Here is a 12,644-nt window from a genome sequence, read left to right on the forward strand (position 1 = left end):
TAAATCGTGTCAACCCACAAAATTCTAGTCATTGATGACAGCAAAGTCATTAGAATGCGAGTCAAAGATATGTTACCAGAAGGGAACTTTGACATTCTTGAAGCCAAAGATGGTCTTGAAGGATTTAATTTGATTAGAACCGAAAATCCTAATTTAATTATGCTGGATTTTCTACTGCCAAAAATGAGTGGGTGGGAAGTATATCAAGAAATTCAGAAACAACAAAAATATCGTTCTATTCCTTTGGTCTTGATGTCTGGTCGTAAGGAAGAAGTTACTGATAAGATAACTGAGCCTTTTGAGCATTTTTCTTTTGTGGAGAAGCCTTTTGATCGCGAACAGCTAGTAGACGCGATTCGTGATGCGATGATGAAGGCCAAAAAACAACCTCAACCTAGCGCGACTGATTTGTCTATGGTATCTGGTGAAACTGCTGCTAATATTATTTCAACTTTGACCACTGAAATCGAGCAATTAAAGCTTAAAGTTGCTCGGCTAGAACGAGAATCAGAACAGATTAAAAAACAGTTTAATCAACTAGTTAATTATATTAAGCAAAAGCTTAGATAAACAAGTTAAGCCAGGCAGTTCTTTGGGAAAGAACGCGCAGCTTTTGTCTATTGCTGAATCTGCAAGACTCGCTCTAATAAGTTAATTTTCATGAACATTTCTAATCCATTGATCATGAATGTCATCTGTCCAGCGTGCTTTGAAAAGAGCGGTAACGGCTAGCCAGATTAAAAAGTCACGAAGCGCTGCTGGATATAGAACACAAGCATCGTAAACAACAGTAAAATTTGCCATCTATTATTTTTATTATTTTTGAAGCCTTGCGTAATATTCTAAGAAGAGCGATCGCGCCTTGATCTCTCCTCAACTCCAGTCAATAGGCAAAAATTAGATTAAGATATGTCATTATCCTATTGAGGTACTGATGTCTCTCAATTTAGATTCGGTTGAAATATCTGTAATAATTCCTCTGTATAATGAGTCAGAAAGTATTGAACATCTGTTTACCAGATTGACTCCAGTTTTAGATCGGCTCGATACTAGCTATGAAATAATCTGCATTAATGACGGTAGCCAAGACGATACTCTCAACAGGCTAATTGAAATTAATCATCGAGATCCTGCCATAAAAATAGTCAATCTTTCGCGTAACTTTGGTAAAGAAATTGCTTTAACCGCAGGTCTAGATTACGCAAGTGGTGCCGCGGTAATTGTGATCGATGCCGATCTCCAAGATCCTCCAGAATTGATTAAGAAGTTAATTGATAAATGGCGGGAAGGTTACGATGTAGTTTATGCTACCAGGCGATCGCGCCAGGGAGAAACTTGGTTAAAAACAATATCTGCCAAAGCCTTTTATCAAACCATTGGTAGAATGAGCCGTGTGCCAATACCTGCCAATACAGGAGACTTTCGGCTGCTAGATCGTCGAGTGGTAGAAGCTATCAAGAAACTACCTGAGAGAACCAGATTTATGAAGGGCTTGTTTGCTTGGGTAGGATATAAGCAAACTTCGATTTTATTTGACCGCGAACCACGCTACTCTGGTAAAACTACTTGGAGTTATTGGAAGCTGTGGAACTTTGCTCTTGACGGTATTATCTCCTTTAGTTTTTTACCGCTTAAAGTTTGGAGTTATATTGGCGTAACTATTTCGTTTATATCCTTGCTATATGCTTTAATGCTGGTAATTCGCACGCTTATTTTTGGAGTTGATGTTCCTGGCTATGCGTCTTTGATGGTAGCAATTTTGTTCTTGGGAGGAATACAGTTAATTACGTTAGGAGTGCTGGGAGAATATTTAGGTCGAGTTTACGAAGAAGTAAAAGGTAGGCCATTATATTTTGTACGAGAAGAATATGGCTTTAGAAATCAAAAATCAACTGAAGGCAAAATAGTGTCTTCCCCGTATAAAAGTCAAGAGTCGCAAAATGCTCAAGCTTAAAAATAGCGTTGTTTTATTAACTGTTTTCTGCATTATTGCCACGGGAATAGGTGTGGTAATTATCGCGGGGATAGATCGCCAACAGTTACAAACATGGCTGGAAACAATGGGAGTTTTTGCGCCACTTATTTATATCGTTCTTTATACAGTCGCTACTCTGCTAATTCTGCCTTCCACTCCTTTGAACTTAACAGGAGGGGCAATTTTTGGCATTTGGTGGGGAACATTATGGACTACTATAGCTGCACTAGTAGCTGCGATCGCCGCTTTTGCTTTTACTCGTACCGTTGGTAGAGAATTAGTTGCTCAAAAACTTGCGGGGCGTTGGGATGCGGTTGATGCTGAAATACGCCAGGGTGGTTTATTTTATCTGTTTGCCATCCGCCTGTTGCCGATTATTCCCTACGGTATCGTTAACTTTGTAGCAGGTTTAACCTCGATTAAATTTAAAGACTATTTGACTGGCACTATGTTAGGTACTGTACCAGGGGTTTTACCTTTCGTAATGATGGGTGCAGGGATTAGTGAATTGTCTCAAGGTAAGATTTTACCTCTAATGTGTGCTTTTGCCTTAACTGGAATATTAGTTGGTGGTGCAACCTGGTATCGTCGCCGTCGGCAAAGTCTTCAAAAAGCTTTAGCTAGAGGTAGCGATCTAACTTCTCCTCCGTTACGCGATCGCCAGTAGCAATATGCTGGCTAAATGAATTGGCTTATAGCTGCAAGATAAAATATAGATAACTTAGCTTTGGGAAATATCAATTCCATGACGGCAATTACAGTTAACTTCAACTCGATTATTAGATATTAGCGACGAACAGTTTGATCAACTCTGTATTCATAATCCTGATACCAAATTTGAGCGTAACGCCGATGGAGAAATTGTAATTATGCCTCCTACTGATGAAGAGAGAAAACGCAATACAGACTTAATTGTTCAGTTAGGTGTTTGGAATCGACAAAGCTTTACTTTAGATCTAGCCAATATTTTTTAAGCTAAATTATCATGTCCGAAATATCTTTAGATTCGATTCTCTTTCCCGTTTTAGAAGAAAAGTATTTGCAAGATTTAGAAGCTTGTGGCACAGCTTTGGAACTTAAGCCAGGAGATATTCTCTATCAAGAGGGTGATAGTGCTTACTGTTTTTATGTGGTTTTGTCTGGACAAATTAAAATTACGAAACAGCTTGGTATAGAGGAAATTGTAGTTACCATCCATCGTCGGGGTGAGTTTACGGGCGATTTAAGTATGTTGACGGGAGGGATTTCTCAAGCAACCGCTAGCAGTATTGATACGAGTCGAGTAATTCAGTTTGAAGATTTTAAAGAATTACTCAAAGGTTGTCCTCGAAGTATCGATCTATTTGTGCCGGCTTTGGCAGAACGTTCTAAAGATTTAGAAATAAGGCTGCGTCAGCAAGAGAAACTGGCAGCATTAGGTAAGTTATCGGCAGGATTAGCCCATGAATTGAATAATCCCGCAGCAGCAGGCAGAAGAGCTGCTAAACAGTTAAACAGCGCGATCGCCTCTTTACAGCAAAATATGCTTTCACTGCGCGGTAAACATTTTTCAATCCATCATCGTCAGCTATTAAGTGAACTGCAACAACAGGCAAGACAAAAAAACTGTAAATCATGCTTATCTCCCTTAGAACAAAGCGATCGCGAAGATGAATTAGCCGACTGGCTGGAATCTCTGGGGATAAACAACGCTTGGGAATTATCTCCTAGTTTAGTTAGTGCAGGAATCGAGCGATCGCAATTAGCAACTTTAGCCAACGAAATGGAATCTTCTGCTTTCAGCGAAGCCTTGATGTGGCTTGAGGCGACTTTAACGATGAATGGTTTAGTTAATGAGGTAGAACAAAGCACTAGCAGGATTTCTGACTTAGTAGGAGCGATCAAAAACTATTCTTACATGGATCGAGGTGCGGTACAGGAAGTAGATCTGCATGAAGGTTTAGATGATACTCTCAAGATTTTACATCACAAGCTTAAGTATGGTGTGACGGTTCATCAAGAATATAATACCGACATTCCTAAAATATCTGTCTACGGCGGTGAACTAAATCAGGTATGGACTAACTTAATTGATAATGCGATCGATGCGATGGATGGAAAAGGAGAATTAACAATACGCACCAGTCAAGAAAATAACTGTGTGTTAGTGGAAATTATTGATAATGGTGCAGGTATTCCCACAGAATTTCAATCCCGCATCTTTGAACCTTTTTTCACTAGCAAAGGAGTAGGTAAAGGAAGCGGTTTAGGTTTAGATATTTCTCGTCGTATTGTCGTACAAAAGCACAAAGGCAATCTCCGCTTTGAATCTCAACCAGGAAGAACTAATTTTCAGGTACGTATTCCGATCGAACAATCTACTTAAATCTACCGCCTTATTTAGCTCGTTTGTTATTTAAGTTGTCCACAGATGAACGCAGATGGATGAATCGCTTTGTCTGTTTAGGTTTTGGCTTGGGATGATTGGATGAGCGATCGCTTTATTTAGCTAATTTGTTTAAATTAAAAATTCCAGTCAAGGTAATTGGTACTCTGATTGGAATTTTATGAGACTTTTTTTAAAAGTGGATTATTTTATTTATAGAAATTGATAGCCACGATCCTTAAGCAAATTTATGATGCTTGACCAATTTTTGGCTCAATACCAGCTAGTAAACGCTGAATATTAGCTTTGTGGCCTAAAATTACATATAGTCCCGCGATCGCGGCAAAGATCGTATAGGGTAGAGGCTGATTAAGCGCAATCATCAAAATGTTAACCGCGATCGCACCGCAGATTGAACTGAGAGAAACGATGCGTGAAATGCTCAAAATAATTCCAAAGCTAGCTAAAGTTCCTAAAGCAACTAAAGGATTCATCACGAACAAAACGCCTAGAGTAGTAGCAACAGATTTACCACCAGTAAAGTTGAGCCAAATCGACTTACTGTGACCAATAATGGCACTTAAAGCCGCTCCTGTAATTAACCAAAAATGCCAGCGTTCTGGTAAAAAGTTAGTAGGTGCATTAGCATAAACTAAATTCACTGAAGCTATTGCTAATAAACCTTTAAGTAAATCAATCGCCAGTACTGCGATCGCAGCAGGCTTACCTACTGTACGTAAAACATTAGTTGCTCCAGTTGAACCAGAACCATATTCTCGAATGTCAATTCCTTTTAAATAATGTCCCGCTAAATATCCTGTAGGAATTGATCCCAATAGATAAGATAACAAAAGCAGTAGCGTGCAAATAGCTAAATTTATGCCCATATTTTTTTATACATTTTTTATACATTGTGCATTTAGGACTAGTTTAACGGCTTTTAGCCTTAAAAAAATACCTGCACTAACGTAAATTTAGATTAACTATTACTAATATAAATAATTAGCAGAAGTCGATTTATTGGTGGAAGCAAAAGCTAGCCAGAGGGGGAACTTCAGCATGGATAAATTCAGCAGTTCTTCTGTCTCATCAATAATAATCATGGGCAATAGTTTGTCTGCCAGCAAACGTTCGGCACGCTGTACCAGAATTTCAGGAGAATCGAACAGCACTACGCCTCGGTTAGCACCAAAATTGCTGCGGGATATTCCCAAACAGTCTTGTAATCCTCTACGCCATTCGCCTAGATTTTCGGGGGTATCTGTCAGAACTAAAATTCGACAGCGATCGCCATATAAACTATGCAAAATAGAAATTGCTGCCGAAGCAACTAAAATATTTTGCAGACGGCTGCCCATACTATCTACAGCACCTCTACCTCCTTGAACAAAAAACCAATCCTGAACCTTTTTGGCTTGATTTGCTTCAAATGTACGCCTTAATTGCCAAGGAGAGCCATAGTAGTCGGGTTTATTGCGATATTGATTTAAAAGCTGCTGAATACGTCTACTTTGGTCGGCAAAAGTAGGTTCGGAAAACTGTGATTGAGGAGCTTGGGCAGAGGGATTTCTAGATCTACTTCTTTCATTCTCTCTTCTGCTACCTCTTTCTCTTTCATCTCGACGAGGATCTCTGCTTCTGACTCTTTCTCTCGATCTAGATGCAGGTGCTTCGACGCGAGCTAATTCCAATTTTTCCGCAGCAGTCGCCAAATCCTGTAGACTGCCAACCAGATAGTCTTTAAAGCCTTGAACTCTGACAGCCAATTCCTGAGATGAGCCAGCAAAATTGCTGCGCATTTCCTGATTAATTCTTTCTCTACGGCGTTCGAGCTTTTCGATTTCAATTTGCAGAGCCATTTTGCGCTCTTTTAATTCCTTAGTTCCCTCCTCTACCATCTGCCCCATATGTTCTTGGACTTCTCTTGCCTGCTGCAAAAGGATTTGTTCTTTTTGCGCCTTTAATTGCTCAATTTCTCGATGTAAATTAGCTTTGCGCTGTTCTAGCTGTTCAACTTCATCGGTTTCAGTTTGATTTTGAGATTGAGGAATATTAGTAGCTGCCAGAACTGATGGTTCATCTAACCAGCGATCGACAAAAAGTTCTGGTTCGTCTGGGGACTCATCTAAAGGCGGACTTTCTGGATCGATACTGCTTTCACTATCTTCTGCCAGTTCTGTATCTAAAGTCGAGGCTGATAACTCAAATTCTGATAGTTTAGATTCGGGATTCTCAGCAGTGAGATCTAATTCAGCTGATTCTGCTTCTATCGGAACGTCTATAACATCATCTTCCGACCAAATGTCTGCAATGGCATCTGATGTTACTTTAATCGACTTGTATTTTAATTGTAGTTCGTCTAATGATTCAATAGGTTCAAAGTTAGTATTGTCTGATTTAGGATTAGAGGGAGTTTCAGAATTCATAAGAATGCCAGGATAAGTAATATAGTTTAAACAAAAAGGGTGATAAATCTAGTTTTTTAACGAGGATAATGCTTATGCAGACAATCTGCCAGAGTTTTAGCATCAAAAATAATTGGTAGGAAATGAATACTTTTAACTTCTTTGAAATAAAACAGAATAGGAATAGGCGACCAAAAAATTTCCCAATTTGACCATTCACTATAAGGAAAACTGCGGATTACTTTGCCAGAACGAAGCACATTAAGAGCCTGGTCGGTAAACTGTAATCTAATTAAAACCGTCTGAATGGTTAAGAATAGACCGAAAATAGCGATCGCCACGGCTAACCACAACGAAACCAAAGACAACGCTCCAGCTCCTAAAATTAGCAATACGGGAATTTTAAAGTTAGGTGAGAGTTCTACTACTTCGGTTGGGTCAGCTTCAATATTGGTAGTCATTTGCATATCTCGGTTTAATTGATATAGAAAAGGCTTGTTTCTTATTCTGCCATTATCATGTTAGGAATTAGAAGTAGCATTTTCTGCTAGGGTTATGTCTTTTATTTTACAATGACCTAAATTTTGGCTTTACTTAATCAAAGCTAATTGCTGTTTAATTCAAAAACTGACGACCTAGACCTTGGAACATGATCCATGACAAAAAAAAGTTAGTAATAAAAATCGCAATTAAAGCCATAACTACGGCGGTGGTGGTAGACTCTCCCACCCCTTTTGCCCCTCCAGTAGTAGTCAACCCCCAGTTGCAACCAATAATCGCAATAATTCCGCCAAAAATGACGGCTTTAATTAAAGCACTAACCAGATCCCAGATTTGCAAGAAAGTCTCGATGGACTCGATGAAAGTGGTTTGAGAAATACCATAAAACAAGTTGGCGACCAAAACTCCACCTATAAGACCCATGACCAACGAAATTATCGTTAAAATTGGCAGCATTGCACAGCAAGCAATGAGACGAGGAATAACCAAATAGTCTATAGGGTCACTTTTTAAGACATAAAGAGCATCAATTTGTTCGGTAACTTTCATCGTACCTATTTCCGCAGCAAAAGCCGAACCTACCCTGGCAGCAAGAACTACCGCAGTCAATACGGGAGCTAATTCGCGACTCAAAGCCAGAGCTAATACTCCACCAATAGCTTGAACCGCTCCAAAATTGAGGAACTCGCGGGCAACCTGAATAGTAAACACCATGCCGACAAACGTAGCTGTCACCAGAGCAATAATTAAAGAATCTGGACCGACGATCGCCATTTGTTCTTGAGTATTACGCTGATGTATTTTGCCTTGCAGCAAGTGAATCACAACTTGTCCTGCCAAAAAAAATGATGCCAATGAACGTTCTAGCCATATTTGAAATCCGTTACTAGAGTTACTGCTCATTAATTGATTTTACGACTGAATATTGCGCTAGGGATAAAAGAAAAAGTACTAAGGTAGTATCTGTTCCCATTGCCTAGAATTCAATTCCTGGTTGAGCTTTGACTCCTTGCTCGCGGAATGGATGTTTAATTAAAGACATTTCAGTAACCAAATCGGCGATCGCAATTAGTTCCTGGGGCGCACCTCTTCCTGTCAGGATAACGTGGGAGTCGAGCGGTTTTTGGGATAGACCTTGAATCACAGTATTAACGTCCAAATAACCTAGCTTTAGTGCGATATTAACTTCATCCAACAAAACTAGTCGATATTCAGGATCGAGAATATACTCTAAACTTTTTGTCCAAGCAACGGTGGCTTTTTCCACATCTCGTTCGCGATCTTGGGTGTCCCAAGTAAATCCTTCCCCCATAGCGTGAAATTTTAGCCGATCCTGCCATGTTTCTAACACCGCTTTTTCGGCAGGTTCCCAAGCGCCTTTGATAAACTGCACTATTGCCACCTTATAGCCATGACCGAGCGATCGCATGACCATACCTAGAGCTGCGGTTGTTTTGCCCTTACCGTTACCCGTGTTAACGATGATTAGACCTTTTTCCTGATTTTTTTCAGCCAGACGCTTTTCTTGAACCTCCTTGCGACGCTGCATTTTTTGCTTGTGCTGTTCGTTGCTGATTGTTGCTTCACTCATGTTTATTTTTAAGGTGTATCGGTGATTAGTAATTTTGTTTTTTTTAACTATCAGCTAAGAGCTATTAGTATTTAGATAGGCGATCGCTTATTCTGCACCAGGGAGATTATCCCCCGAAGTTTGATTGATGTGCTGAACTAACCCTAAATCTTTAACAATATGCGCGCTCGCCAACCCTGAAGCAAAGCTCCCAGCAACTGTCGATCGTCTGTTAATTATCCTTTAAAAAGTCCTTGAGGACGTAGCAGCAGAATAAAGATCATAATTGCTAAAGCGACTCCCAACTTATATTCTGAGCCTAAGAGGGGAACACTCAACTCTTGAGCAATGCCGATAATAAACGCGCCGGCGATCGCGCCGTAGGGATTACCAATGCCACCCAAAATGACTGAGGCAAACATCGGCAGAATCAAAAACCAACCCATATTAGGACGCACCACGGCAATCAAACCATACATTCCTCCAGCCAAGGCAGTTAAAGTTCCTGTAATTACCCATGTCCAGAGAACAACTCGTTCAACATTTATGCCTGAAACTCTGGCTAAATCTATGTTGTCGGCAACAGCCCGCATTGCTTTACCGATTTTTGTGTTTTGTAAAATAAAATGTAGGGCAATGATAGCGGTGATCGCTAAACCAACTACTACGATCCGATAATAAGCAACTCTTAGATCTCCCAACTGTAAAGCAGGTATTACGGGTAAGAGATAAAGTTGATTACTACCGCCATAGAGCAGCAAAATTCCGTTCCGCACGAACAAAGCAAGTCCAATGGAAATAATAATTAGAGTCGTATCGCTAGCACGGCGATCGCGCATTGGTTTCCAGAGCAGATATTCGGCAATCAACATGGCAATAATTGTTCCCCCCGCCCCTAAAATCATTGCCAGCCAGATATTTAACCCCCCAGTGTTAGCTAACCAGGTTAAATAAGCTCCTAGCGTCATAAAGTCCCCATGCGCAAAGTTAGAAAGATTGAGGATGCCGTAAGTAAGGGTCAAGCCGATAGCAGCCAATGCAAGAATACTACCAACAGCGATGCCGTTAACAATAAGCTGGAGATCGATCATTATATTTTCAGGTTAGTAACCGCGTTCTGTTGTTAATTAGCTCCACTATATTAAAACAGCTTCTACATTAGGTTATTAACCTTGGCGATCGTTAAATATTGATCGAGAACAAATATTCTTAATCGAGGTCAATTACAATTATGATGCTTTTCGTAATGTACACACTCATCGCAAGGACCTTCAGGATTGATGGCACAGCGAATATAAGGAGAGTGTGCATTATTGACACAGGTAGTGTCGCCAATGAAATATTTAGTCACTGGTCTACGACGATCTCTCAAGGGATGGGTATCGCCAGTGTAGCGATAGGGATCGTGGTATAGTCTACCTCGATGATGATTGTAAGTAGTTAAGATTTGGGCGCGTCTTAACCTCGTCTGCCAGCGTTTCTTAGCTTTCTGAAATATGAGCAAATAAACTAAGGATGGCAAAATACTTAATAGGAGGATAAGAGCTAGCTTGATGACAAAATTGGCAGAAATGTTAGTCATATTGAGCTAGGTAAATATTGTGAGGGGCTAGTTTGGCATTTCTTTATTTATTATCCCTGTTAAATCAAATCTGGCTCGATTAATTGGAAAATAATTTTATATTTCCTCATTTTTAGTTTCAATTCTCGCTACTTGGTTAGGCTAGAAATTAGATTTTTGATAGTTTAGTTATTTTCAATAAGCTAATTACATAAGGCTAAGACGCTTTTACATACCTCCGTTGGGATTAAGCGATCGCAATGTGCTAAGAAAATCTCAGCACATTTTGCGTTCATAAGTGTTTAGAGGAGTAAAAATTGGGGAATGAGACCTCAAAAATGAGGGAAGTTACTCTAAATTCTAACTTCTGAAGATGAAATTTAACTTAGTACTAATGGTATAAAGCCACGTTTAAGTTCTTGTATTTTTACCTGTCGCGCTTTTAAAGCCGTTTGCAAAACCCTCATTGCTCTTTCGGGCTGACCCGTCCCACAAAAAAACAAATCGGCAGCAAAATAACCATGTTCTGGCCAAGTATGAATTGCAATATGAGACTCTGCTAAGGTTGCTGTTGCGGTTACACCATGAGGGCTGAACTGATGAACACTTAAGTCTATTAGAGTTGCTTTGCCCGCAGAGATAGCTTGCAGTAATGCTTTGCGTATTGCTTCGGGATCGTTGAGTAATTCAGCTGGTGCTTGCCAAGCATCTACAATTAGATGAGTTCCCATTTTTTCCATGCGTTTAACCTTTAATCAACTAACTGAATTAATAGAGAAACTATTGTAACTAATACATTGTGCTAAATATTTCTAGCTTAATGAGTATTTTCAATAAAATTCCCTTTTGTTAAGATAGCGTTTAATGTTTACTTTATTTATTCTTAATCTTTCCTTATGGGGTTCACCAAGCAAAAAAAAGATGATTCTGGCTGATGTACAAGGCGATCGCTAATATCGCTAACGGCTAATCCTCAATACTCCATCAACTACGCTACCAAAATCTAAAGTAATCCCCGATAGCGAATAAATAGCAAGATAACCGCCCACGAACCTAGGGCTACTTTTAAGGCAACCAGAATATTAAGTAATGGAATCATCCCACCACTAAATAGTGCGCCCAATTCTCCTTGGGGCAATTGCCATCCAGTCAAGGTGACAATAGCCAGAACGATAAAAATTAGTACTGAAACTTTTTCCCAGGTAGCAGCGTGCCATTTTTGATATATTGCTTCCATCCATTGAGATGATGAGGTGATAGCAATCAAACCGATCGCTGTTCCTCCAGCCACCCCCGCAGCAAACCCACCGCCTGGGCTAAGATGACCGCGAATTGCCAGTTCAATACTTACCAGTGCAGCAATGGTTGCTCCCAGACGCGCCAAAACAATAGAAGGGCGATCGCTAAACTGATAAACTGTTTTGATCGGTTGTTCATCTGCTAAAAGAAAACCCACACCCAAAATTGCGATCGTAAATACTACTACTTCAAAGATTGTGTCATAAAGACGATTGCGAAAAATGATGCCTGAAACTACATTAGATACTCCACTATCTTTTACTATCGATTCAACAATCGAAACTCCGTCCCATTCTGCTGCTGGATTGGGCATAACGAGCATTTTGACGAACAAGGCGATTCCTGCTGCAACATAAAGCCATTTCATTAATGTTTATTCTCCACGTTTGATATCGGTATATATCTCAGAGTTGTCTCTGGCAGAGATGCTTCAGTTTGCATAATTTCAAATAGACGACGAACTCTAATCGTAGTGTTATAGATTTTTTCAACATTTGATTTTGCTGTATCGTCGCCTAATAGTTCTACTCGTTTGGTACAGGTAGCATGAACTTCTTTAGCCATCAACGCCTGTTCTAAAGCCTGTAAATTAGAATATTCGATTAGTTCCAGACGTAAATAATGTTTATTGCTCACTTTTTTAATCTTGGCGATTAATTCGGCAAAATAGCTTTCTTGTTCTGTTTGCGACTTAATTATTCCCAAGCGCATCACTAAAGATGAACGAACAGCGATCGCATAAAGCGTAATCGCTAACATCGTACCTACCAAAGCTTCGGTTAAAGCTACATCCGCAGCCCCTAAAATCGCATAAATTAAGGTTGCTAAAGCTCCTAAGATCCCTCGAATTACTAGAGCATGATAGGGATTAGCTTGAAATACCAACATCAAAGCTGCTAAAGGTAGCAGGGCAATGATGACATAAACATAATGATCGATCATTGGTGATTTTGTTAGTAGTTAGTTAT

At 39.8% G+C, this 12,644-nt stretch carries 16 protein-coding genes; 5 read left to right on the forward strand and 11 right to left on the reverse strand.

Annotated elements, in window-relative coordinates:
- Window positions 1-6 precede the first annotated feature (6 nt).
- Window positions 7-570, forward strand: coding sequence for a response regulator (locus V6C71_03005; GenBank protein HEY9767462.1), 564 nt, complete (start codon window positions 7-9; stop codon window positions 568-570).
- 81 nt (window positions 571-651) lie between these two features.
- Here V6C71_03005 and V6C71_03010 read toward each other — a convergent pair whose 3' ends face one another.
- A complete protein-coding gene (locus V6C71_03010; GenBank protein ID HEY9767463.1) occupies window positions 652-804 on the reverse strand; it encodes a hypothetical protein in 153 nt (50 codons plus the stop codon).
- A gap of 130 nt (window positions 805-934) precedes the next feature.
- Between V6C71_03010 and V6C71_03015 the strand changes: the two genes are divergently transcribed.
- From V6C71_03015 to V6C71_03030, 4 genes are all read left to right on the forward strand, one after another.
- On the forward strand, window positions 935-1,954 hold the full coding sequence (locus V6C71_03015; protein HEY9767464.1) for a glycosyltransferase family 2 protein: 1,020 nt from the start codon (window positions 935-937) through the stop codon (window positions 1,952-1,954).
- A complete protein-coding gene (locus V6C71_03020) occupies window positions 1,941-2,642 on the forward strand; it encodes a TVP38/TMEM64 family protein (protein HEY9767465.1) in 702 nt (233 codons plus the stop codon). The genes V6C71_03015 and V6C71_03020 overlap by 14 nt, the downstream gene beginning before the upstream one ends.
- A 118-nt stretch (window positions 2,643-2,760) precedes the next feature.
- Window positions 2,761-2,949 (forward strand): Uma2 family endonuclease, encoded by a 189-nt coding sequence (locus V6C71_03025; GenBank protein ID HEY9767466.1) that lies wholly within the window; start codon window positions 2,761-2,763, stop codon window positions 2,947-2,949.
- A gap of 11 nt (window positions 2,950-2,960) precedes the next feature.
- On the forward strand, window positions 2,961-4,340 hold the full coding sequence (locus tag V6C71_03030; GenBank protein ID HEY9767467.1) for an ATP-binding protein: 1,380 nt from the start codon (window positions 2,961-2,963) through the stop codon (window positions 4,338-4,340).
- A gap of 248 nt (window positions 4,341-4,588) precedes the next feature.
- Here V6C71_03030 and plsY read toward each other — a convergent pair whose 3' ends face one another.
- The 10 genes from plsY to V6C71_03080 all read right to left on the reverse strand — a co-directional run bounded on the left by plsY (window position 4,589) and on the right by V6C71_03080 (window position 12,618).
- Window positions 4,589-5,227 carry a glycerol-3-phosphate 1-O-acyltransferase PlsY gene (gene plsY / locus V6C71_03035; protein ID HEY9767468.1) on the reverse strand — a complete coding sequence of 213 codons (639 nt, stop codon included), beginning with the start codon at window positions 5,225-5,227 and terminating at the stop codon, window positions 4,589-4,591.
- A 102-nt stretch (window positions 5,228-5,329) separates the two neighbouring features.
- On the reverse strand, window positions 5,330-6,766 hold the full coding sequence (locus V6C71_03040) for a DUF3086 domain-containing protein (GenBank protein HEY9767469.1): 1,437 nt from the start codon (window positions 6,764-6,766) through the stop codon (window positions 5,330-5,332).
- A 56-nt stretch (window positions 6,767-6,822) separates the two neighbouring features.
- Entirely contained in the window at window positions 6,823-7,206 is a 384-nt protein-coding gene (locus V6C71_03045; GenBank protein HEY9767470.1) for a DUF3119 family protein, read from the reverse strand.
- Window positions 7,207-7,360: 154 nt separating this feature from the next.
- Window positions 7,361-8,149 (reverse strand): MlaE family lipid ABC transporter permease subunit, encoded by a 789-nt coding sequence (locus V6C71_03050; GenBank protein HEY9767471.1) that lies wholly within the window; start codon window positions 8,147-8,149, stop codon window positions 7,361-7,363.
- 73 nt (window positions 8,150-8,222) lie between these two features.
- A complete protein-coding gene (cobO, locus tag V6C71_03055; protein HEY9767472.1) occupies window positions 8,223-8,837 on the reverse strand; it encodes a cob(I)yrinic acid a,c-diamide adenosyltransferase in 615 nt (204 codons plus the stop codon).
- A gap of 215 nt (window positions 8,838-9,052) precedes the next feature.
- On the reverse strand, window positions 9,053-9,907 hold the full coding sequence (locus V6C71_03060; GenBank protein ID HEY9767473.1) for a branched-chain amino acid ABC transporter permease: 855 nt from the start codon (window positions 9,905-9,907) through the stop codon (window positions 9,053-9,055).
- Between the two features lie 128 nt (window positions 9,908-10,035).
- On the reverse strand, window positions 10,036-10,398 hold the full coding sequence (locus tag V6C71_03065; GenBank protein ID HEY9767474.1) for a DUF6464 family protein: 363 nt from the start codon (window positions 10,396-10,398) through the stop codon (window positions 10,036-10,038).
- A 359-nt stretch (window positions 10,399-10,757) separates the two neighbouring features.
- Window positions 10,758-11,117 (reverse strand): adenosylmethionine decarboxylase, encoded by a 360-nt coding sequence (gene speD, locus V6C71_03070; protein HEY9767475.1) that lies wholly within the window; start codon window positions 11,115-11,117, stop codon window positions 10,758-10,760.
- A gap of 263 nt (window positions 11,118-11,380) precedes the next feature.
- Entirely contained in the window at window positions 11,381-12,043 is a 663-nt protein-coding gene (locus tag V6C71_03075) for a Na(+)/H(+) antiporter subunit B (protein ID HEY9767476.1), read from the reverse strand.
- On the reverse strand, window positions 12,043-12,618 hold the full coding sequence (locus V6C71_03080; GenBank protein ID HEY9767477.1) for a DUF4040 domain-containing protein: 576 nt from the start codon (window positions 12,616-12,618) through the stop codon (window positions 12,043-12,045). Before V6C71_03080 ends, V6C71_03075 begins: the two co-directional genes overlap by 1 nt.
- Window positions 12,619-12,644: the final 26 nt, after the last annotated feature.

Source organism: Coleofasciculaceae cyanobacterium (assembly GCA_036703275.1).
Classification (GTDB): domain Bacteria; phylum Cyanobacteriota; class Cyanobacteriia; order Cyanobacteriales; family Xenococcaceae; genus Waterburya.